Annotated in this window: 26 protein-coding genes, 1 tRNA gene and 1 pseudogene; 25 read left to right on the top strand and 3 right to left on the bottom strand. The window is 28.9% G+C overall.

Features of this window, described 5'->3' with window-relative positions; all coding sequences use genetic code 11:
- Window positions 1–62 precede the first annotated feature (62 nt).
- The 3 genes from coaE to BN2920_RS17340 all read left to right on the top strand — a co-directional run bounded on the left by coaE (window position 63) and on the right by BN2920_RS17340 (window position 1,537).
- A complete protein-coding gene (coaE, locus tag BN2920_RS17350) occupies window positions 63–662 on the top strand; it encodes a dephospho-CoA kinase (RefSeq protein ID WP_058296230.1) in 600 nt (199 codons plus the stop codon).
- A gap of 13 nt (window positions 663–675) precedes the next feature.
- The gene (locus BN2920_RS17345; protein WP_058296229.1) at window positions 676–1,305 is read left to right on the top strand and encodes a lytic transglycosylase domain-containing protein; all 630 of its coding nucleotides are present in this window, start codon (window positions 676–678) and stop codon (window positions 1,303–1,305) included.
- 146 nt (window positions 1,306–1,451) lie between these two features.
- Window positions 1,452–1,537: transfer RNA gene (locus tag BN2920_RS17340), tRNA-Leu, on the top strand.
- A 259-nt stretch (window positions 1,538–1,796) separates the two neighbouring features.
- On the opposite strand, the gene BN2920_RS17335 is transcribed toward BN2920_RS17340, so the two are convergent.
- On the bottom strand, window positions 1,797–2,642 hold the full coding sequence (locus tag BN2920_RS17335; RefSeq protein WP_058296228.1) for a Cof-type HAD-IIB family hydrolase: 846 nt from the start codon (window positions 2,640–2,642) through the stop codon (window positions 1,797–1,799).
- Between the two features lie 379 nt (window positions 2,643–3,021).
- On the opposite strand from BN2920_RS17335, the gene BN2920_RS17330 reads away from it, so the two are divergent.
- The 5 genes and pseudogenes from BN2920_RS17330 to BN2920_RS17310 all read left to right on the top strand — a co-directional run.
- Window positions 3,022–4,740 (top strand): ABC transporter ATP-binding protein, encoded by a 1,719-nt coding sequence (locus BN2920_RS17330; protein WP_058296227.1) that lies wholly within the window; start codon window positions 3,022–3,024, stop codon window positions 4,738–4,740.
- Window positions 4,730–6,478, top strand: a complete 1,749-nt coding sequence (locus tag BN2920_RS17325) for an ABC transporter ATP-binding protein (RefSeq protein WP_058296226.1) — start codon at window positions 4,730–4,732, stop codon at window positions 6,476–6,478. The genes BN2920_RS17330 and BN2920_RS17325 overlap by 11 nt, the downstream gene beginning before the upstream one ends.
- Before the next feature lie 116 nt (window positions 6,479–6,594).
- Entirely contained in the window at window positions 6,595–7,104 is a 510-nt protein-coding gene (locus BN2920_RS17320; RefSeq protein ID WP_058296225.1) for a TspO/MBR family protein, read from the top strand.
- A gap of 172 nt (window positions 7,105–7,276) precedes the next feature.
- Window positions 7,277–9,442, top strand: a complete 2,166-nt coding sequence (locus BN2920_RS17315; RefSeq protein WP_058296224.1) for a type IA DNA topoisomerase — start codon at window positions 7,277–7,279, stop codon at window positions 9,440–9,442.
- A 277-nt stretch (window positions 9,443–9,719) separates the two neighbouring features.
- Window positions 9,720–10,127: pseudogene (locus tag BN2920_RS17310) on the top strand (ABC transporter substrate-binding protein); the annotation flags it as partial.
- Between the two features lie 18 nt (window positions 10,128–10,145).
- On the opposite strand, the gene BN2920_RS17305 reads toward BN2920_RS17310, so the two are convergent.
- The gene (locus BN2920_RS17305) at window positions 10,146–11,684 is read right to left on the bottom strand and encodes a recombinase family protein (protein WP_058296223.1); all 1,539 of its coding nucleotides are present in this window, start codon (window positions 11,682–11,684) and stop codon (window positions 10,146–10,148) included.
- A gap of 363 nt (window positions 11,685–12,047) precedes the next feature.
- Window positions 12,048–12,425, bottom strand: coding sequence for a helix-turn-helix domain-containing protein (locus BN2920_RS17300; protein ID WP_058296222.1), 378 nt, complete (start codon window positions 12,423–12,425; stop codon window positions 12,048–12,050).
- A 167-nt stretch (window positions 12,426–12,592) separates the two neighbouring features.
- On the opposite strand from BN2920_RS17300, the gene BN2920_RS21575 reads away from it, so the two are divergent.
- The 17 genes from BN2920_RS21575 (at window position 12,593) to BN2920_RS22440 (ending at window position 22,979) form a co-directional block, all read left to right on the top strand.
- On the top strand, window positions 12,593–12,763 hold the full coding sequence (locus tag BN2920_RS21575; protein WP_157065796.1) for a hypothetical protein: 171 nt from the start codon (window positions 12,593–12,595) through the stop codon (window positions 12,761–12,763).
- Between the two features lie 34 nt (window positions 12,764–12,797).
- On the top strand, window positions 12,798–13,493 hold the full coding sequence (locus BN2920_RS17295) for a Rha family transcriptional regulator (protein ID WP_058296221.1): 696 nt from the start codon (window positions 12,798–12,800) through the stop codon (window positions 13,491–13,493).
- Between the two features lie 20 nt (window positions 13,494–13,513).
- Complete coding sequence (locus tag BN2920_RS17290) at window positions 13,514–13,867, top strand: hypothetical protein (protein ID WP_058296220.1); 354 nt, start codon at window positions 13,514–13,516, stop codon at window positions 13,865–13,867.
- Between the two features lie 54 nt (window positions 13,868–13,921).
- Window positions 13,922–14,086, top strand: a complete 165-nt coding sequence (locus BN2920_RS21570) for a hypothetical protein (RefSeq protein ID WP_157065795.1) — start codon at window positions 13,922–13,924, stop codon at window positions 14,084–14,086.
- Between the two features lie 158 nt (window positions 14,087–14,244).
- Window positions 14,245–14,535 (top strand): AbrB/MazE/SpoVT family DNA-binding domain-containing protein, encoded by a 291-nt coding sequence (locus BN2920_RS17285; protein WP_058296219.1) that lies wholly within the window; start codon window positions 14,245–14,247, stop codon window positions 14,533–14,535.
- A 15-nt stretch (window positions 14,536–14,550) separates the two neighbouring features.
- Complete coding sequence (locus tag BN2920_RS21565; protein ID WP_157065794.1) at window positions 14,551–14,715, top strand: hypothetical protein; 165 nt, start codon at window positions 14,551–14,553, stop codon at window positions 14,713–14,715.
- Window positions 14,705–14,845 (top strand): hypothetical protein, encoded by a 141-nt coding sequence (locus BN2920_RS21560; RefSeq protein ID WP_157065793.1) that lies wholly within the window; start codon window positions 14,705–14,707, stop codon window positions 14,843–14,845. Before BN2920_RS21565 ends, BN2920_RS21560 begins: the two co-directional genes overlap by 11 nt.
- The gene (locus BN2920_RS17280) at window positions 14,832–15,176 is read left to right on the top strand and encodes a hypothetical protein (RefSeq protein ID WP_058296218.1); all 345 of its coding nucleotides are present in this window, start codon (window positions 14,832–14,834) and stop codon (window positions 15,174–15,176) included. Before BN2920_RS21560 ends, BN2920_RS17280 begins: the two co-directional genes overlap by 14 nt.
- Window positions 15,177–15,323 carry a hypothetical protein gene (locus BN2920_RS21555; RefSeq protein ID WP_157065792.1) on the top strand — a complete coding sequence of 49 codons (147 nt, stop codon included), beginning with the start codon at window positions 15,177–15,179 and terminating at the stop codon, window positions 15,321–15,323.
- A gap of 51 nt (window positions 15,324–15,374) precedes the next feature.
- Window positions 15,375–17,156: a coiled-coil domain-containing protein gene (locus BN2920_RS17275; protein WP_058296217.1), complete on the top strand. Its 1,782-nt coding sequence runs from the start codon at window positions 15,375–15,377 to the stop codon at window positions 17,154–17,156.
- A complete protein-coding gene (locus tag BN2920_RS17270) occupies window positions 17,156–17,395 on the top strand; it encodes a hypothetical protein (RefSeq protein WP_058296216.1) in 240 nt (79 codons plus the stop codon). The genes BN2920_RS17275 and BN2920_RS17270 overlap by 1 nt, the downstream gene beginning before the upstream one ends.
- Window positions 17,396–17,398: 3 nt before the next feature.
- On the top strand, window positions 17,399–18,340 hold the full coding sequence (gene bet / locus BN2920_RS17265) for a phage recombination protein Bet (RefSeq protein ID WP_058296215.1): 942 nt from the start codon (window positions 17,399–17,401) through the stop codon (window positions 18,338–18,340).
- Between the two features lie 17 nt (window positions 18,341–18,357).
- Window positions 18,358–19,329: a sigma-70 family RNA polymerase sigma factor gene (locus tag BN2920_RS17260; RefSeq protein ID WP_058296214.1), complete on the top strand. Its 972-nt coding sequence runs from the start codon at window positions 18,358–18,360 to the stop codon at window positions 19,327–19,329.
- Window positions 19,330–19,360: 31 nt separating this feature from the next.
- Window positions 19,361–19,963 (top strand): ERCC4 domain-containing protein, encoded by a 603-nt coding sequence (locus tag BN2920_RS17255; RefSeq protein WP_058296213.1) that lies wholly within the window; start codon window positions 19,361–19,363, stop codon window positions 19,961–19,963.
- A complete protein-coding gene (locus tag BN2920_RS17250) occupies window positions 19,950–20,201 on the top strand; it encodes a hypothetical protein (protein WP_058296212.1) in 252 nt (83 codons plus the stop codon). Before BN2920_RS17255 ends, BN2920_RS17250 begins: the two co-directional genes overlap by 14 nt.
- 13 nt (window positions 20,202–20,214) lie before the next feature.
- Complete coding sequence (locus BN2920_RS17245) at window positions 20,215–22,812, top strand: CHC2 zinc finger domain-containing protein (protein WP_097919267.1); 2,598 nt, start codon at window positions 20,215–20,217, stop codon at window positions 22,810–22,812.
- A 38-nt stretch (window positions 22,813–22,850) separates the two neighbouring features.
- Window positions 22,851–22,979, top strand: coding sequence for a hypothetical protein (locus tag BN2920_RS22440; protein ID WP_268259266.1), 129 nt, complete (start codon window positions 22,851–22,853; stop codon window positions 22,977–22,979).
- Window positions 22,980–23,150: the final 171 nt, after the last annotated feature.

Raw genomic sequence — 23,150 nt, 5'->3', positions numbered from 1 at the left:
TATCATAAACTGTAAATTGTCAAATGTTAACTGTCAACTTAAAAAGTAAGGTGGGTTATAAAGTGATTAAAGTTGGTTTAACAGGTGGAATAGGTAGTGGGAAGAGTACGGTTTCCGCTATTTTAAAGAATAATAAATTTAAAATAATAGATGCAGATAATATTGCAAAAGAAGTTCTTGAAAAAAATCCACAGATTTTAGATACGGTTAGAGTGGAATTTGGAGCAGGATTTTTTGATTGGAGAGGTGAATTTAGGAGAAAAGAATTTGGAAATCATATTTTTAGATTTCCAAAGCAAAGAGTTAAGTACGAACAGATAATTATGCCATATATTAAAAAATATATTGAAGAGGAATTAGAGGATTATAGAAAGAAAAAAGAAAAAATAGTTATCTTAGATGCGCCTACTTTAATAGAAAATAAAATGCATGAAGAAATGGATTATGTTATTTTAGTTTGTGCAGATAACTCAGTTCAAATAAGAAGGGTCATGGAAAGAGATAAATTAAGTAAAGTAGAAGCAGTAAGCAGAATAAATTCACAAATGTCTATGGAAGAAAAAAAAGAGTATGCTAATATACTTATAGATAACAATGGCGATTTAGAAAACACTAAGAAACAGGTAGATGACTTAATGAAATTTTTGAAATTAGTATGTTAGATGGGAGAAAAAAATGAAGTTCCTAAAGAAAATTTTTTGGCTTGTAGTAATTTTATTGGTAGTTGCATTAGGGGCTAGATATGTTATAAAAGAGAAAGCTTTCCCATACAAATATCCTGAATATGTTAATACTTATAGTGAAAAATATGATTTAGATCCTCTTTTTGTATTATCTGTAATGAAAACTGAAAGTAACTTTAAAGAAGATGCTCATTCTCATAAAGATGCGGTTGGTTTAATGCAGATAACAGGGGATACTGGTGAATGGATAGCTGGTGAAATGGGGCTAACAGGATTTTCAAAAGATGACTTATATAATGAAGAAGTAAATATACAAATGGGATGTTGGTATCTAAGAAGACTTTTAGATATGTTTAATGGGAATAGAGATTTAGCAGTAGCCGCATATAACGCAGGCCCAACTAATGTTAGTAATTGGCTTGAAAATGAAGAATATTCATTGAATGGAGAATCACTTCACTATATACCTTTTGGAGAAACTAAAAAGTATATTGATAAGGTAAATGTATATTACAATATTTATGACTTTTTTTATAATGAAAGAGGAAATATTTTAGATATAAATAGAATCATTAATTTATTTAAACAGGTAATAAATGTTCATATTTCATATTTTATGTGATTATAGAGGTGTATTTTTAATATACCTCTATTCATTTTGAATCAATCATATATTTAAGATAATGATATTTGTATAGCTCTTATATGAGATAAGAAATAAATTTTATTGACAAAATAAATATAAATGGGTATTATAAAGAAAGATAAGCAGACGTGGTGGAATTGGCAGACACGCAGGTCTAAGGAGCCTGTGTCTTCAAGACATACGGGTTCAAGTCCCGTCGTCTGCACCAAGAATAATCAAAACAGGATATCTCAATATCATACAATATTGAGATATCCTGTTTTGATATATTACAATTCATTAATTGAACTTTTGAATTTGATGGAAGTGCTTATCTAGCTTTTATATCACAAGTTTCTATAGAAACTTGTTCCATTGAGGATAAAAGAACGAATATAGTAGTGCTAAAACTACAGTTATATAAAATATACATAATTTAAATTATTAATAGGATTATTGTACATAAACTAGAGGTGAGAAATATATATCTAGATTAGACCATGTTTTTTAAAACTATTATAAATTCCACCTTCATCATGTGTGTCTGTGATTTCGCCTGCAATATCTTTTAAACCTTGCTTAGCATTTCCCATAGCAATACCTAATTCACAATAATTGAACATTTCTATATCATTTAAACCATCACCAAAAGCAATAGTTTGGCTTTTATCTATATTTAAATGATTAAGTAGTTCTTCAATGGCTGTTGCTTTATGTACACCAGGAACACCTAATTCTCCACTATCTTCTCCAAACATAGGTACAGTACAGTGGATAACTTCAAATTCATTTTCAAATTCTTTTTTTATTTCATCGAAAGAAATATTTTCAGGTTCTAAGAAACATGCTTTATTAACATCATCTCTATAAAGATTTTCACCAATAATTAAAGCATTGATAAAATGGTCAGGATCATTTTCCTTTCTGTATATTGCTTCAGGATCATTTTCTACATCACCATAGATACATCTTTCAAGTTGAGGAATAAGATTTTTGCTGGCATATAGTCCACCATTAGATTCAATATAGAAGTTAACATTATTCTTATTAAAAAAATCTACCAAATGTTTTACATTTTCAGAAGAAACTTTTTTATGAAACAGCATTTCGCCTTCAACTTCAACAAATCCACCACCAGCGCCTATTATTCCATCAAATCCTATATCCATAATAAAATCATATATTTCAGCTTTTGACCTGCCTGTACATAAATAAACTAAATGTCCATTTTCTCTAGCCTTTTTTACTGCTATAGCGGCAGATTCAGGAACTAATCCCTTATCGTTACACAAAGTTCCATCAACATCTAAAAAGATTATTTTTTTATCCAACATAAAATACCTCGCTTCTTTAAATATAAGAAATTGTTAATAAAAATATACCATGATATTTGTGTAAATTAAACACAAGTATCTTCATTTGTAACAATAAATTGATTTTGTTATTTGTATTTTTATGAAACGAAGTGTTTTATTTATTTTTTGAAAGGATTAAATATATTTTTTGCAATTACTTTTCTACATTTTGTATGCTGGTATTTACTTAGCCTATAAACATTTTAAATGAGGTTTTATTATTGCAACATATATATATTAAAAATAAAGTAAGTTAATTTTAAATTTTAAAATTAAGAATACTAGTGGGGTCTATTGAATAGATAAACAGTCAAATAGTATAATAACTATGAAAGAATAAGAAAGGTATATAAAAGTAATGAAGGGAATTTTAAAATATATAAAGCCATACATTTTACAGATGGTTTTAGGTCTTATAATCAAATTTACAGGAACTATAATGGATTTATGCCTGCCTTGGATATTAGCATATATGATTGATGATATTATTCCCAAAAATAATGTGAATTTAATATTCATATATGGTGTTATTATGGTGATATGCTCAATTATTGCAGTAACTAATAATATAATCGCAAATCGGATGGCATCAAGAGTAGCTAGAGATGTTACTAGAGAAATACGTCATGATTTATTTGTAAAGATATCTTATTTTTCAAACACACAAATAGATAAATATACAATTCCATCATTGATATCTAGAATGACGAGTGATACATATAACATTCAAAGGCTGATTGGAGTTATGCAGAGACTTGGTGTTCGTGCACCAATATTATTAATTGGAGGAGTAATAGTTACCCTTACATTGGAGCCTGTATTATCCTTAGTTTTAATTGCTACATTACCTTTTGTAGGAATTATGGTTTATTATGTTTCAAAAAAAGGAGTCCCTTATTATAGCGAATTTCAAATGTATGTAGATAAGCTTGTGAGAATAGTAAGAGAAAATATAATTGGAATAAGAGTAATAAAGGCTTTATCTAAAACAGAATATGAAAAATCAAGATTTGAAAAAATAAATAAAGATACTTCAGATAAAGAGAAAAAAGCAAGTATAGTAATGGGCATTAGCAGTCCAATGATGAATTTAATACTTAATCTTGGATTGTCAATTGTAATTATTGTAGGAGCTTTTAGAGTAAATTCAGGAACTACTGAACCAGGAAAGATAGTAGCATTTTTAACATACTTTACTATTATTTTAAATGCTATGCTTTCTATTACAAGGATGTTTGTTCTTTATTCTAAAGGAAGTGCATCAGCTATGCGTATTAGTGAAGTGCTTGAAGAAGATGAGGATATAGTAATAAAGAATGAGGATTATATTGAAAGTAAATATCACATAGAATTTAATAATGTTTCTTTTTCTTATAATAAAGATGTTAATGCTATAAGCAATATTAATTTTAAGCTAAAAAGGGGAGAAACATTAGGCATAATTGGAGCAACAGGTAGTGGAAAGACAACAATAATTAAGTTACTCATGAAGTTTTATGAAGTAGATGAAGGTAAAATAAGAATAAATGGATATGACATAAATGGAGTAGACAAAAATGAACTTCATAAGAAATTTGGAGTAGCTTTTCAAAATGATATGATATTTGAAAATACTATATATGAAAATATAAAATTTGGCAGAGATTTAAGAAAAGAAGATATTTTTAGGGCTTCTGAGTATGCACAGGCTAAAGAGTTTATAGAAAATTTAAGAGAAAAATATAATGAACATTTAACAAGTAAAGGAAGTAACTTAAGTGGAGGACAAAAACAAAGAGTATTGATCTCAAGGGCTCTGGCAAAAAAGCCAGAAATTTTAATATTAGATGATTCTTCAAGTGCATTGGATTATAAAACAGATTCACTTTTAAGAAAAGCAATAAATGATAATTTTAAAGATACAACAACAATTATAGTTGCTCAAAGAATAAGTTCCATTAAGAATGCAGATAAAATTATTGTCTTGGAAGAGGGGAAAATTATTGGATATGGAAACCATGATGAACTGATAAAAGATTGTTATGTATATAAAGAAATAAGCGATTCTCAAATGGGAGGTGATATTGGTGAAAACTAACACAATAAAAAAATATACACTTATACGTTTGGGAAAATATTTATATGAATATAAGTTACTATTATTTACTGCAATATTTTTAACTATAGTAAGTAATTTATTTTCACTTGTAGGTCCATTATTGTCAGGATATGCAATAGATTCCATACAATTTGGAATAGGAAAAGTAGAATTTCAAAAAGTGTTTTTTTATGTTTTTCTAATGATATTATTTTACATATTGTCATCAATTTTATCATATATATTATCTATTTTAATGATTTCATTAACACAAAAAATAGTTTTTAAAATGAGAAAAGATGTATTTGAGAAAATAGAACAACTGCCAATAAGTTATTTTGATAATCATAAAACTGGAGATATAATAAGCAGGATTTCCTATGATATAGACACAATTAATGCTTCACTGTCAACTGATCTAATTCAAATAGCAACAAGCTTTATAACTGTAGTTGGGTCATTTATAATGATGTGTACAATATCAAGGTCACTTGTGCTTATATTTGTTATTACTATACCTGTATCATTATTATTTAGTAAGTTTATGTCACAAAAAGTTAAGCCGTTATATAAAAAAAGATCTGATGCATCAGGTAATTTAAATGGGTTTGTTGAAGAAATGATAACAGGGCAAAATACAATAAAAGCATATAATCAAGAAGAAAGAGTAATAGATGAATTTAATAAAATAAATGAAGAAGCGGTAAGTTCATACTATAATTCAGATTATTATGGTAGTATGATGGGACCATCAATTAATTTTATAAATAATATATCATTATCATTAGTGAGTGTTTTTGGTGCAATACTATACTTGTTTAAGGAGATTAGTCTTGGAAATATATCTGCCTTTGTATTATATTCAAGGAAATTTTCAGGGCCAATAAATGAAGCGGCAAATATTATGAGTGAAATACAGTCAGCTTTAGCTGCAGCAGAAAGAGTATTTAACCTTCTTGATGAAGAGATAGAAAAAGAAGATATAATTGGTGCTAAGGTACTAGATGAAGTAGACGGAAATGTTAAGCTGGATAATGTTTCATTTGGATATGATCCAAACAAAAAAATAATTGATAACTTAAATTTAGATATAAAGAAGGGAAGTCTTGTTGCTATAGTTGGACCTACTGGAGCTGGTAAGACAACTATTATAAATTTACTGATGAGGTTTTATGATATATATAGTGGTGATATTTATATTGATAATAATAAAATTAATGAAGTAACAAGAAGCAGCTTAAGGAAATCTTACTCTATGGTTCTTCAGGATACATGGTTATTTAGTGGAACTATTTTTGAAAATATAGCTTATGGAAAAAAAGATGCAACTATAGATGAGGTAATAGAAGCAGCAAAAGCAGCTAAAATACATTCATATATAATGCAGCTTCCTAATAAATATGACACAGTGATAAATGAAGATGGAATGAATATATCAAAAGGTCAAAAGCAATTATTAACAATTGCAAGAGCCATGCTTTTAGATTCTAAAATGCTTATACTGGATGAAGCAACATCAAATGTAGATACAAGAACAGAAATTCAAATTCAAGAGGCAATGAAAAATTTAATGAAAGAAAAAACATGTTTTGTTATAGCACATAGGTTATCAACAATCAGAAATGCAGATTTAATATTGGTTATTAAAGATGGAAAGATAGTTGAGCAAGGCAATCATAGAGAACTTATGAATTTAAATGAGTTTTATGCTGAGCTTTATAATTCGCAATTTCAATAGATTTAAATAAGGATAAAATAAGATTTATAGCGATAAAAAATACATAATTAAATTTACTTTAACATATTAATATATTAATGATAATCTGTTAATTTAAAATATGTTAAGGAGTAATTATGAGAAGTGAAATTGAAAGAAAAAAGAAACCTAAAATATTAAAATTAATAATGTCTATAATATTTCCATTACTTATAGGAAGTATACCAATACTACTTATACCTAATATGCAATCTATATATGAAAGCTTAAAAAAGCCTTTTTTTGCACCACCAGCCTATGTATTCCCAATAGTATGGACAATTCTTTACATACTTATGGGAATAGCTTCATATATGGTTTATATAAAGAAATATGATGATGTAGATATAGACGTATCGTCAGCTTTATTTGTATATGTTATACAGTTATTATTGAATTTGTTTTGGACATTTATTTTCTTTGGTTTTAGACTTTATGGATTAGCGTTCTTAGAACTTGTAATATTATTTTTATTTGTAATTTTAACATCAGTAAGATTTTATAAAAAAGCAGGTTTAAAACCATTTTTATTACTTGTACCATATATTTTATGGCTTGTTTATGCAGGCGTATTGAACTTTTTTATATGGATGCTTAATGAAATGTAGAGTATAATATAAGTAGCTTTGATTAATTCAAGGCTATTTATTTTTTGGCAATATTATATTATTAGAGTTCATGTATTCAGCTGTTAGTGGACAATTTTTACTGGTTTTATGTGAATTTTAGTGTTAATATATTAAGTGCTGAAAAGATTGAAGAAGGCGGTGAGGTACCGATATGGCAAAGGTAGTGATAGCAGAAAAGCCATCTGTTGCAAAAAATATTGCAGATGCATTTAAAATCAAAACAAGAAGAGATGGTTACTTTGAAGGAAATGGCTATTATATAACTTGGGCGTTTGGGCACCTTTTGCAACTTTACGATGCAAAGGATTATGATGAGAATATGAAGGGATGGAAATTTGAGAAATTTCCTTTTATTCCTGAAGATTTTAAATATAAAGTTAAATGTGATAATGTAGACAGGACAATAGAAGATAAGGGCGCTAAAAAGCAGCTGTCAATAATTAAAGGACTTATTGACAGAGAAGATGTTGATGGTGTAATTTCTGCAACTGACTATGATAGAGAAGGTCAGGTAATAGCAGATGAAATATTTAATTATTTTGAGGTAAAAAAGCCTATATACAGATTGCTTTTGAATGAATGGACACCAGATGAAGTTAAAAAAGGAATGGAAAATCTAAAAGATAATAAAGAAATGCAATCTCTTCAGGACGCGGGTATAGGACGCCAATGGAGTGACTGGATAATTGGAATTAATTTAACTTCTGTAAGTACATTAAAATATAAATTTGAAGAAAATAAGACAATAAACATAGGAAGAGTTTTGCTTCCTACATTAAAGATTATTTATGATAGAGATAAAGAAATAGAAAACTTTACAGCAACTACATATTATAAACTAACTTCAAATTTCAAAGCTTCTAATAATGAAGAATTTGAAGGATTATATTATGAAAATGAGTCAGAAAAATTTGAAAAGAAAGAGGACTTAAATAAATTATTACCATTACTTGATGGTGAGACTGCTGAAATAATTGATAAACAGACTGAGCTAAAAAAAGAATATCCACCATATCTTTTTAATTTATCTAATTTACAAGGATATATTACAAGTAAGTATAAGGGATGGACATCAGATAAAGTACTTAAAGTTGCGCAGTCACTTTATGAAAAGAAATTTACTACATATCCAAGAACGGCAAGTTCAGTATTAGAAGAAAGTTTAAAAGACAGAGCTAAAAAAGTTTTAGATATGCTTAAAGTTGGTCTGCCTTATGAAAAAGATATTAAGTTCCATACATCAAAAAGAGTTTTTGATAATTCAAAGGTCGAAAGCCATAGTGCAATAACACCTACATACATTAAGCCAACTGGGCTTAGTCATGATGAACAGATTGTTTATGATGCTATTAAGAATAGATTTATAATGCAGTTTATGCCAATAGCTGAGTTCGAAGAAACAAAAGCTACTTTAAAGGTTAAGAATCCAGAAGTTAAAGGTACATTTATTGCAAAAGGAAAAATAAAACTTGTTGAGGGTTGGAAGGTTGTAGAGAAGATAGAAAGTAAAGATATAATTTTGCCTAAGATAGAAGTAGGAGAAGTTGTAGATATTACTAAATCAAAGATTGCATCAGTTACTAAGAAACCACCTAAGTATCATACTGAAAAAACACTACTTAGGGTTATGGAAACTTGTGGAAAAGGTGTTGAAGGAAAAGAAGATTCAGAAGAAATGATGCAGGCAATATTAAGTGGATACAGTATAGGTACTCCAGCGACAAGAGCAGAAACAATTAAGAAACTTAAAGATATAGGATACTTAAAGACTAAGGGGAAAAGCCTTATTGCAACTGACCTTGGAAGAAATATAGTAGAAACTTTTCCTGTTAGAGATCTTCTTGATTTAGAGTATACAGGTAAGCTTGAAAAAACATTATCAGATATTGAAAAAGGTAAGTTTGCAAAGCAAGATTTTATGAAGCTTATAACTGACTTTACAGTGGAATCAGTTGATTTAATAAAAAAAGATGATAAAGCTTTATCTAGGTTTAAAGTTGAAATTCCAAAAGATGTAGAAAATATAGGCCCATGTCCAATATGCGGGAACCCTGTAATTGAAGGGGATAGAGGTTTTGGTTGTAGTAACTGGAAAAATGGATGTAAATTTACCATATGGAAAGATGATAAATTTATAACTTCGTTTGGTAAAACTGTTTCTAAAGAAATGGTTCAGCTTTTACTTAAGAATGGAAAAGTAGGATTTAGGAATTTAAAAAGCAAAAAAGGTAATACTTTCTCAGCATATTTTAAATATGAGAAGAATGAAGAAACAGGATATTTTAACTGGAAGATGGAATTTATAGATAATAGATAAAAAGAATCTGTGTATAATTTATGTACACAGATTCTTTTTTCATTTTAAAATAGATTTTTATATTATTTAATCTTAAGAGAATACAGAATTACTTATAGATAAAATTTATATTAGCAAATTATAATTAAATAAAGTAAATTTTTGTACAAAAAAATTACACTTATTATAAGTGATTTATTATCAGAACAAATCCTATAAAATATCATATTATACAGCATAAGTATTAATAGGAGATGTTTAAATGAAAAGAAAGCTAAAAGCAGCTATATCTGTAATAATGATATCAGTCTTTACAGCTATGATGTTTGTAGGATGTGGTAAATCAGAAGATAATACTATGACTAAAGTTAGATTAAATGAAGTAACACGTTCAGTTTTCTATGCACCAATGTACATTGCAATGAGTGAAGGTTATTTTAAAGAAAATGGATTAGATATTGATCTTCAAACAGGACAAGGTGCTGATAAAGTTATGCAAGCGGTACTAAGTAAAAGTGCAGACATTGGTTTCTGTGGACCAGAACAAACAATTTACATTAATCTTCAAGGAAGAGAAGATAAACCTGTAGTTTTTGCACAATTGACTCAAAAAGACGGATCATTTTTGGTTGGAAGAACTGAAGAAAAGAATTTCGATTGGAAGAGTCTTAAAGGTAAAGATATTATTGGCGGAAGACCAGGTGGTGCAGTACTCTGTTAATTCCTATGATTTTTTTATAAAAGAAATCTTGAATTTTTCGCCATCCCACTTGATTTTGTCTATTATTGATTGAATACCAAATTGTTTATCTTCTAAACTTAAGTTTTCCCAACTAGACATTAAATTGACTATTTTGTTATACAAATAATCAATGTCATAGTGATTAATAGAATTTAAAATATTATCATGCTCTAGTAAAAATAATTTTTGTTTTAGATTGTCATTTTCTTCAGATAATTTATTCATTTTAGTGGTAACAGCATCAGCAGCAGATCCTTTTAATTTTCCTAATTGAGATACGAGGTTTTCCATTTCGATATCATTAGATTTTATCTTTTGGGATATGTTTTTTATCTCATTCTTATCAATAACTATAGTTTCAGTTTTTGATATTTCATCATTAAGTAATTCTTTATTTAAGCATATTTTCTGCAATAAAGATAATATATCATTTTCGATGTAATCCACTCTAATAAGTTTGGCATCACAATTCCTATTATATCCACCTTTCTTTGAAGAACACTTAAAATAGTATGATCGGCTACCGTCTTTACGCTTATAACCACTATCAACACTCATTCCACATCCACATTTACAAGTAAGCATATGTGCAAGAAAAGAATATTGTGATATTCTTGGTCGGCCTTCATCACCACGTTTTCTAATTTCTTCATTAGCCTTTATCCATGTAGCTGAATCGGTTGGAATTTCATGTTTTGAAGCAGTTACAAATCTATCTTCGCTTCTATACATTTTCTTTCCATTAACGTCTATTGGTCTGCGATTCCAAGGTAAATAACCACGCCCATTTAATTCACCATAAACTTTATACCCTAGATTTTCTAAATATGATTTACTTAGTTCATCACTAGGACAATAGGTTGGATTATAAACTATATTTATGATTGTCTTAGGGTGTAGCTCAACTAATTTACCTATATATCTGCTAGTATATCCAGCTGCTGCACTTTCAAAAATAAAAGTTAATTTCTCTTTCATTTCTGGTATTAATTCTAAATACATTGCATACTTACCATTATGTGTATTTTCTTTTATAGCTCTATATCCAGTAGGTGGAGTACCTCCAAGCCAACGTCCCATTTTAGCAAGAGCATTCATATTGTCCTTAACTCTTTGAGCTATATTCATTCTTTCCATTTCAGCAAAGCCGGCAATCATAGTCATTAACATCATACCTATTGGAGTATTAGGATCAAATCCTTCAGTAACACTGACTAGAGATACTTTATTTTTCTTTAAAATATCAAAAGTATTCATAAAATCAATGATATTTCTTGCAATTCTATCAACTTTATAACATGCAACAATATCAAATTTACCATGTTTAGCAAGCAACATCATTCGTTGGAATTCAGGTCTTTTTGTATTTCCACCGCTAAATCCTTCATCTTGAAATATTTCAAAAGTGAATTCTTTACCTTGATTTAAAAAGTAATCTTTGCACATTTCTATTTGATTTTTTATAGATTCTCCTGTATCGCTTTCTTTAGATTTACGTGAGTATATTGCGACTACTTTCATGTAAATTCCTCCTTTTTACCTCTTTTTATAAAAAGAATTATTTTTTTAGACTGAAAATAAGAATATTTTTGTAAACTGAAGAATATATATAGGTGTAGTAAAAAGTAAAAAAATATTTTTTAGTTATTTTTAAATATATTGTACTTGTAGTATAATATATTTATAAAACACATGCGAACTAATGTTTGTTATAAAAAATGTTAAAAATGATAAAATTTATATAAGCATATCAAGGGGTTGGTCACATATGAAAAAACAAATAATAAAATTAATAGAGGATATTGATAATCCAAAAATTCTAGGTCTAATTTATGCATATATAAAGAGTTTATTAAAAGCAAGTTCTAAATAGGACTTGCTTTCTTAAATTTTATTTTCTTTTTCTAGTAAAAGGTCGATTAGGTCATTAATTTTATCAATTGTTTTATCATCTAACTTGGTTAAGTTTTGAACTATTTCTTTTAGTTTTTCATTTTCTGATAATGATATCTCTGCAAAAGCTTCAGCAAGTTTCTCATCTTGTTCAGAAACAACATACATTTCTCCTTCACCAGTTCTAAGCCATGTTTCATTTATATTTAATTCTCTACAAATATCATTGATAGCTCTATCTGTAATTTCCCTATATCCAGTCTCATAGCATGCTATTTGACTACTAGATATTCCTATTAATTTACCTAAAGCAGATTGTGATAGCTTATTATCTTTTCTTATTTGTTTTAACCTGTCTTTTAAATCCAAAATTATCACCTCCTACTTAGTATATTACATCGTTTTTACTCGCAATGCAAATAAAAAATAAAAAAAGTTTAAAAAAATACTTGCAAAGCAGATGAAAGAGGTGTATTATAATCTCAAGAACTTCGCAAAGCGAGTTTTTAAAAACAATTAAAAAGGGGTGAGAAAGTATGAATAGTGAAAAGATATTAAATGCAATTCCTAAACTACAAAAACTAAGTGATGATGATTTGGACTTAGTAATGAGTGCAATTAATTCGTGTTTAGTAGTACAAGCAATGCAACAAGCTCATGATAGCCCAGTAGCTTTAGAAAGGTTTGTTTCAGCAATTAGAAATTAGTATTGACTTATTTAGTGGAAGAGGAGGATTTACAATGAATAATCAATTAGAGAGCAGAATTTCATCAAGAGAAGTTGCTGAAATGATGGAAACTAGACATGATGTTTTATTAAAAAAGATTGATACAATCAATAAAGATTTTACTGCCCACAAAATTGTGGTGAGTAAATATTGGATTGAATCATCATATGTAGATAGGAGTGGAAAATCCAATAGAGAATTTCAAATTACTAAGAAAGGATGTGAGTTCCTAGCCCATAAGACAACAGGAACTAAAGGAAATTTATTCACAGATAAGTATATGGATAAGTTTGAAGCTATGGAAAAGGTGCTTGAAAATCCTAATGGAGTAATAAAGCAACTTACCAATCAGATTGCAAGCATGAATTTAGAACTACAAGAGATTAAGGGAATGCTTAACAAAAGAGAAAGGCAAAGACTGGCAAGTAAAAAGCATCAGTTAAAGATAAAGCCGCCTTTAGAAAAAAGACTTGAAAATATAACCAATGAAATGATTAATCAAATATTAGTTAATTCGCTTGCTACAGGGCTGTTAAGAGTCACAGATGAAGGAAATGTTGTTGATAAAGAAGTTTTGTTTAATGAAGCCAATAAGCTGAATATAAGCAAACATGACATTAAGATAAAGCTTGAATTACTTAATAAGATAATTTACAAGCAAGTAAGAATTAATGGTAAAAATATGTGGTGCATAGTTATTAATAGGTAGATTTTAAGGAGGAAAAATAAATGAACAAAGTTATTGAAAATAGACTTAAAGAAATTAATTTTAATGAAATTGGTGCAAGAGGTATAGCAAGAGAGATATGTGATTTGATTGTAAAATATAATCTTTCAATTAATCAAGCTGATGTGACATTAGATTTAGCGAAAGACATGTTGGCTAATAGACCATTAGGGGTTAATGAATTTGCTCTATCAACTTTTAATGATTTAGATTTGAGCCATAAAAGTCTATGTACATGGATAGGTGAATGTCAATGTTGCGGAAAAGTAAATCAGATTGATTTACCTAGAAATAAAGACATAGTACCTAAATTTTGTGGAAATTGTGGTGAAAAAATTAAATGTATCAAACTGTAACACAATAGATTAATTTTCATATCATGTATGAAGCAATTCTATGGGGGAATCAATATGCACTATAAATATGAACTTGAAATTGATGGAAGGATTGTTGATATAGATGATCCAGAACTATCAAAAATAGTAACTGGAATGTGGCTTAATTTATATAGGATATATAAAAATAATCCATCAATATTTCCATTAACAGAAGAAAAGAATATCGAGAAGCAATAAGATGTATAGGCTGAAAAGCCTTGGAAATTAATAAAACATAATAATTAAAAAGTTGAGGAAGTATTTATGACAAAAGCAACAGAAAGACAGCTCATAAAAGCTTATAAAAGAATCTTGATAGAGCATAGCAATTTAAAAGTAGTTTGGAGGAATGAAAAATGATATCAGCAGGAATTTTAAGAAATTTAGATCCAGTTGGGAGAATAGTTATCCCAAAGAATATGAGAGAAGCGTTAAAGCTTAAAGATCAAACATCCACTGAACCAGGTTCAATTGTAGAAATTAGTTTAGTTGGTGAAGAAATTATATTAAAAAAATACAATCCAGGATGTGCTTGTTGCTACAAAGAAGATGAAAAATTAACAGAAGTATTAGGAATTAAGGTTTGTAATAAATGCTTAAGAGAATTTGAAGCAGCTAGTAAAAAATTAAATAAGATGAATATTTAGTTGGTGGTGGTTATATTGGAACTTATTGTAGGACAAGTAATAACTGTTAAGAAAAAGCGTTATGAAATCTTAAGAGTAGATTTATATAACGAAGTGATTGTATGTGTAGAGTTTAATAGCAGTGATAGAAAACTTCATATTTTTAGTATAGAGGAGGTTGAGCGAGAGAATGGATGCTAAATGCCAGTACTGTAATCATATATGGAATATAAGCATTAAAGCTAAAATTCCTAAGGCTGGGTATAAGTGTCCTATATGTAGATTAATAGAACGTAGAGAAAAGGAGAGCAGTCATAATGGCAAGGTATAAATTACATGTTGAGGAAACTGTAAGCAGACTTAATTTTATTGAAATAGAAACAGATTTAACTGATAGAGAAGTTGATTTATTACTTAGCAAAATTGAAAAAGGTGAGGTTATAAGTGCAGCTAACTTAAAGGCGAAACTTGAGGTACAAGGGGTAAAAATAAGGTCAATGGCTTTATGTAATAAACCATATTATATGAATGCAGAAACACTAGAAATTGAAGAAGTAGAAGAGTCTAAAATACGAGGTATTGTATTTAGTATTAAACCTAGTGAGTTAAGTGAAGCAACTATTATTTCTGCATTAGAAAAATTAAATGGTGGTGGATATTAAATGAAAAGAAAAATGCAATTTGGAAGATTTCCAAGAAGACCTAGAAAATTAGATAAAAATTGGAGGGAAAAATCAGAGGCAGAGCATCAGAAACTTTTAACAAAAGAAAAAGCTATCAAGGACCCTCGCCAAAGTAGTCCAAGATAGCAGAAGTAAAATAATGCAATTAAATTATAGCATGGATTGGAGGAAAATCAAGTGAAATTAGAATTAACGCATATAGCCATTACAGGCTTCAAAGGATATAAAGACAAGGTTGAATATGATTTAGGGTATAGAACTATTATTACAGGTGATAATGGTCTAGGAAAAACTACTATTGGTGAAGCTATAGTATGGTGCCTAACTGGATGCGACATTTGGGGAAATGAAAAAGCAGCCACTAGATTGGTTAATAATAAGAAGCCTAAAGTTACAGAGGTTGTACTAGATTTTCTTTTGGATGAAGATCCACAGACCATTATAAGAAGAAAAAAAGGTTCAGGTAATGATCTTTATTGGAATGAAGCAAAAGTTACTACAAATGATATTGCTAGAGATATTTTCAAGAATAAAAATGTTTTTTTAAGTATTGCAAATCCCTATTATTTCCCAGAATTAGCTCCTAAAGATGCAAAGCAATTATTAAGTGATGTATTAAAACCAATAGCAAGTACAGATATATTTGCAGAGTTAGGGGATTATCTTTCAAAGGTATTAAATGACAATGGATTTAGATTGGCAGATACATTTTTACAAGATGCTATGGCTGATTTAAAAGAGCAGGAAGAGAATATTATTTATCTAGAGGGTGTGCAATCTCATATAAATGAGGAAATGAAAGATATAAAGTCACAGCAGAAAAGGGCATTTGATGATACTGAATTAAAAAAGCTTCAAAAAGAATTAGAATCATTAAAAAATATAGATAATGTTGATGTTGAATTATCAAAGCTTCAAAAACCAAAAGATTTTATATCTGAATTAAGTGAATTACGAGTTGAGGAAGCAACACTAAAGGCTTCACTTAATACTTTATCGCTACAAGAATTATTGCCAGTAGAGGCTAAGAAAGAGCGTAAGGAGGAACTGTTAAGACAGTATCACAATAAAAAAGCACAACTCGATTTTATGGAGAGTAAATTTGTTGAATGTGATAAATGTGGAAATAGTATAGATCTTACTAAGGAAACTAAGGAAATGTTAAAGGTTGAAATTAAAGAAATATGTTCAGCAGGAGTAAAGCTCAAAGATGAAATTAAAGAAATTGAAGCTAAAAATGCCGAAATAATTGAGAATAATACTAAGATTAAAGCTAATAAAAAAGCAGAAGTGAGTCAGCAACTTAAAAAGATTGAAAGTAAAAGACAATTATTCTTGGCTCAAGCAGAAGCTGACAAACAAGAATATGAGGAAAAGAGGCAAGCAATATTATCTAAAAAAGAGAAAACAAATGCTGAATATCTAGATAAGTTGAATTATTTGGAACATAGAATACAGTCACTGGAAGAAGATAAAGAAGAAATCTTGAGATTAAATGCGAGTATTGATGCAGCCATTTCTCATAATGAAAAACTTGTTAAAGATAAGGAACTTAATGAGGAAAAAATTAAAAATAGCAAAAATAAAATTGAACAACTTAAAGTTGCTATAGATGCAGCTAAACAGTATAACTCAATTAAACTAAAAAAACAATTTAATCAAATAAAACCCTATTTGGATAAGGTAGAAATCAATTTTGAGAAACTCACAAAGGATGGAGAACTTAAGGAAGATTTTAAAGTCCTTTATGAGGGTAAAGAATTTAATAAATTATCGGATGCACAGAAAATCAAAGCCAGCCTAGAAATATCTAATTTACTTATTAATGCTCAAAATTTACATTTCCCAATTTTTATTGATAGAGCTGAAAGTATTAATATTATTCCAGAAATAGATACTCAGATGATACAAGCAAAAGTAACAAAGGATTCTGAAATAAAAGTTGAGGTGATTAGTTAGTGAGTAATTCTGTAAAAAAATTATTATCACAAGTTCAAGAGTTATGTGTTGATATTTCAACCAAACCAAATGGAAAATACTATGCATCAATGGATTATACAGGTTCAATTAACTCTTTTGGACTAAGTTATGAAAATAGAAAAACAGGTGAAAAAACATGGATATGTTTTGTAGAAAAAATGGAGTTTAAAACTTTAAAAGAAATTAGCAGAAAATTAAAAAAGTTATTGGAGGAATAGAAAATGATAAATAATTTGATTCAAAAAGTTAATTATGAAGTTGGAGGCCAACAAATACAACTAACTCCTGCATTAGTAAAACAATATTTAGTAAGCGGTGATGCTAGAGCCATAACAAATGAAGAAGTAGGAATGTTTATGATGTTGTGTAAGAGTCAATCTCTTAATCCATTTAATAGGGAAGCTTATCTGATTAAGTTTGGGAATAAGCCTGCAACTATGATTACTGGCAAAGATACATTCACAAAGAGAGCTAATAGAAATCCCAATTATGAAGGAACTGAAGCAGGTGTAATAGTTGTCAACCTTAAAGGAGAAATTGAGTATAGAGAAGGTTCATTTTATATAAAAGGTAAAGAGCAACTAGTTGGTGGATGGGCTAAGGTTCATACTAAGAATAAAAAATATGCGGATATGATTACTGTTTCTTATGATGAATATGAATGTAAAAAGAATGATGGAAAACCCAATTCAAATTGGGCTGCTAGACCTGGAACAATGATAAGAAAAGTTGCTTTGGTTCAAGCATTAAGAGAGGCATTTCCAGAAGATTTTGGAGGAATGTATACAGCGGAAGAAATGGGGGTAGATGAAGCAGAATTAAATACAAAGCCAGTAAATGTTGAGGAGGAACAAAGAGAGGCTGCATATGTTGAAGAACCACCAAAGATGGCATCAAAAGCACTTAAAAATCAAATTATGCAACTCGCAAGAGAAAAAGAATTAATGTTTGGTGATGGCAAAGATGCTGATGTGAATAAGTTAGAAGCATTATGCAATGAAAATGGAATGTCATTAAGAGCTTTAACAGAAAATCAAGGGAATAATCTTATAGATATTTTAATGGAATACCAGAATGTACAGGATATTCCTGAAGAAGATATAATCCCAGAAGGTCAAGAAGATATTGAGACAGAATTAGGGGATGAAGTTGAACCATTTTAACAAAATGAGGTCCAAATATGGATAGGAAGCCAATAAAACTAAAAAATAAAATTAGGAATATGTCTATTGAGGAAGTTTATCAGCAATTTAAAAATTTTATATATAAACAGTGTCAATCCTGGTTAGGAAAATATGAATTTGATGATTTACAACAAGTAGCTTTCATAGGTCTACAAAAGGCCTATGAGGGTTATGAAGTAGATAAGGATGTTCAATTTTTAACATATGCAGCAATGGCCATTGGAAATGAGCTTAGAATATATCATAGAAAAAATAAGAAGCATGAAGATGTTTTTAGTTTAAACAAAACTTTTTTATTTAAAGATGATGAAATGGAATATATAGATACTATTTCAGATGATATAAACTATGAAGAAATAGCATTTAAGAATATTCAATGTGAAAACTTAAGAAATGCACTTAGAAAACTTAAGCCTATAGATAGAGAGATAGTAGAAGAGATTGGATTAAATTTTAAAGGTCAGAAAGAAATAGCAGAAAAATTTAATTTATCTCAATCATACATTTCAAGAAAATATAAAAACTTATTAGTAAAACTTAGAAAGATTATGGAGGGTGATGATAAGATGCCAGAAAAGAAAATCACTAGAGAGCAGTTAGTGAAAGAAGTTAGAGAACATGGAACAGGTAAAGATGCAACTAAGTTAATTGCTCATAAATATGGTCTATCTCCAGGTACTATCAAAAGTTATTACGATACTATGGATGTTAGATCAGAAAGTAAAAATTACAAAGGCAAAAAAACTCAGAATATAGATAAAAATACAACAGAACCTAAACAAGAAATCAAAGTTGAAGTACCTTCATTTCTTCAAGAGATAAAAACCTATAGAGGTTCTATTGGGCAATATCAAATTAATGATGATAATGTGGACTTACAGTTTGGAAATACAACTGTAAGTATAGAAAAAGAAAATATCATGAATTTAGTTATGGAACTATCAGAACTTAACAGAATTATAAGTTAAGTAAATCTAGATATTTAGAGGTGATTAAGATATGGCAGAATTTAAATTTAGGTTTACAGATACGGAAATTAAAAAATTACTTAAAGAAAATTTCATGATTCTTTATGATACAAGAGAGCAGGTTAACGATCATGTATTAAGTTACTTTGATAATATTGGACTCAAATACAAAAGGCAAAAAATAGATGAAGGTGACTATACAGCCATTATAACAGCAAGACCTGATATGGGAATAACAAGAGATTTATATTTTAAGGTTGGCGTAGAACGTAAGAATAGTGTGGATGAATTAGCTGGAAATTTAGCTGAGAAAACAGATACTAGAGATGATATAAGGCTTGAAAGAGAGCTTATGAGAGCTAAAGCAAAAGGTATAAAAATGTTTTTAGTAATTGAAGATCCAAATGGATTAGAAGTTATAAAAAATGGAACTTATAGGAGTCAGTATGGAAGTAAGGCTTTTGTAGGAAAATTATCATCATTACAAGATAAATATATCCAAGACACTATTTTTACATCCAATCTAAACTCTGGATATCACATTTATAGGAAGCTTTATTATTCTGTAAGAAACTTTCTAAAAGCTGGAGAAATTCAACCGAATGAAACAGGTGATTTATATGGAATTAGTTGAACTAAAGAAAAAGTATAATGAATGCTTAAAAAGGAATCAGAAAGCTGAAGAATATTTAATGAGTCATACAATTGAAGAATGTGAAAAGCCATTAAAAATAGTTTATGGCAAGTCGTTTGATACGTTTGATTTGTTTAGTGAAGTTGCAGCAGATCTAAGCAAATTAATTATTGAAATAGAGAAAAATATGGGTAAGAAAATGACCAGGTATGAAATATTAAATGGTTTTAAATTATAGAGGAGGTGTAGCTGTGAGAAACATTAATGATATTGACTTAAAACAGGTTATAGAGGATTTGACTGGCGAGAGATTTAACAGAGAAAAGAAAATACATTCTCCTTTTAAACAAGAAAATACGCCATCTTTTACAATCTATTTTGATAGTAATTCCAATAAGTACAAGTTTAAAGATTTTAGTACAGGCAAGCAAGGTGATGGACTAGACTTTGTTATGCAGTATAAAAACTGCAGTTATAAGGAAGCAAGATCATATTTAGGATTAGAAGTTGAAAAAGCAGAGAATGAGCTATGGGAAGATAAAATACGAAGCTATATTGACTGGCAGCTCCAGGATATAAGACGAGGATATACATTACTTGGAATATTTACTTTTGTAGATGAGAATAACAAGCCAATATATGCTAAAGCTAAATTTCTTAAACCAGACGGAAAAAAGGAGACTCCATATTACTGTATTGAAAATGGAAAAGTTACTAATAAGCGTGGCACAAATGAAGTTCCATACAATTACTATAATCTACTTAAAGGAATAGCCGAGGATAAGACTATTATCTTCGTAGAGGGCGAGAAGGATGCCAATACGATAAATAACATTCTTAAAAATAAAACCTTTGTAGCAAGCTCTCTAAAGGGTGTAAAGAACTTTGAAAAATTAAAATCAAATGAATTCATGAAAATATATGTGATAGGTGATACTGGAGAGGCTGGTCAAAGATATATCCAGGATATAAAGAAAGAATTTTTTGATAAATGTTCAAAGTTTAAGATTATTAATTTACCAGGAATAAAGTCACTTGGTGATAATAAGGACGTTACAGATTGGTTAGAATCTGGCCATAATAAAAATGATTTATTTAATGCATTTGATAGATCATTAGATTTAAGAGATAAGAGCCAACTTCAACAGGATTACGGTGGTGTGTATAAATTTCAGTATGATAAAAGCGGAGAAAATCCAAGAAAAGTCTATATAACCGATTTTCAAATATTAGAAGCAAAAACACTAATAAATGTTGAGGCAGACTTTGAAGATATAGCTTTAACAGTTAAATCTAGAATTGATGGTAAAATATATCCTAAAACAGATTCCAGTACAGTATTGAATGACTTGCGTTCATTTAGAAATTTTTTAGGCGCAAAACTAAATTTTAAAGGTGAAAAGAAAGATTTAAATACATTCAGAGAATGGTTGAGTAATTACTTTTTCCTTGAAGATGAAGAAGTCTACCAGGGAGTACGATTTAGTTGTATTAATGGGAAAATGGCTTTAACTTGTGCTGATGGAACTATATTTATAGATGGAATAGATACATCAGCATTTGCAGATGGAACCAAAATAAAACTAACTGAGGTTGAAAAAATTGAAACATCTGAATTATTGGAACTAAAAAAGAGATTATTTAGATTTTTATCAGCAGAAAAGTCTATAAGTATTGTTGGAACTATAATTAATGATCTAGCAGTATATCAAAATATGGCTATTGATGAAAAATTGCATCATTTATTTATCACAGGAGAATCAGAAAGTGGTAAATCTACAATTTTAGAAAGAATTATAGCTCCTATTTTAAATTATCCAGCAAAAGAAAAGATTTCTGTTTCATCAGCAAAACCTTTTGGTTTTAGTGGAAGTTTATGTTTAGGTAATTATCCGTTAATATGTGATGAATTTAAACCAAGTAAATGGAATCAATATAAAACTGATGAAGTATGTAACACAATGAGAGATGCATATGACAGAACTCCAATGCCTAGAGGTGATAAGTCTTTTAAAATCAAAAATTTTATACCTGAAAGACCAATAATTATGGCTGGAGAAGAGTCTTATCCGGATCAAGAAACAGCACTTATAACTAGAAGCTGTATTGTTTATATCTCTAAAAATGAACGTACAGAAGAAAATAGTACAGCTACATTTTGGTTAATTGAACATAAAGACATTTTGAATAAGTTTGGCCGAAGCTTAATTGATGAAGTGCTGAATATGTCTGTTGAACAATACAAGGATATAAGGAAAAGCTTAGGCACTAAGTTTGACATATTAAAAGGTAGAGCCTTCGATACAGCATTAAATATAGCTTGCGGAATAGAAATACTGAATATTCTATTGGAACGTCATGGACTTAACATAATTGAAAATTATGAACAACACATCATAAAGAATATTCAAGATGAGGTATTGGATGGAGGAAAAGAAGCTAAAAGTACTGTTGAACAAATGTTAATACTATATAGCCAAATGATAGAAGATAAAAATACTTGTGTTCAAGAAACAATAATACAGGATAGAAAAGAAGATGGATTCTATGTAAGGACATCGCAACTTTTAAATGAAATATTTAGATTTCAAAAAGAGTATGGATCTGCTGATATTAAACCATTAAAATTGAAAGATTTTAGGAAACAAGCCATTAAAGCAGGGTATATTTTAATCAAGAATGCAAAGCAGCTAAGAATCGGTACAGATAATCCTGTATGGTATGACTTGTATGATAAAGAGAAATTGAAGGAATTAAATGTTACTAGGATAGTTGAGCCAGACTTAATAGAGGAAGCAGTCACTAAGGCTGAACAAAAATTTTTAGATAGTGCTTTTCCTAAAAAGTAGGCGCTATCTCTCTAAATATATAGAGTGAGGGTAAAAACATGTTTAAGAAAGATTTATTTTTAGCTGGATTGATGGGAGTTGTTTTTAATTTAGTATTTTGGCTAGGACTTATAGCAGGAATACTTTGGTTATTAAAATATTTTAAAGTATTTGCAATGTTTAATTAATGTGAAAAGGAAGTGAAGATATGTGGGGACCATTTTGTGAGGAGTAATTAATGCGGAATTTGAATATATTGCGAACTAAATGATCTTTTAAAATTGAATAATACGGTATTAAAAAATATGCTATAATTAATTTGTAATAATATTAAATTTGATTTATATAAATTAAGTTTT

The sequence above is a fragment of the Clostridium neonatale genome (genome assembly GCF_001458595.1).
In the GTDB taxonomy this organism is placed as follows: Bacteria; Bacillota; Clostridia; order Clostridiales; family Clostridiaceae; genus Clostridium; species Clostridium neonatale.
This window is presented reverse-complemented; position numbering and strand designations above follow the sequence as displayed.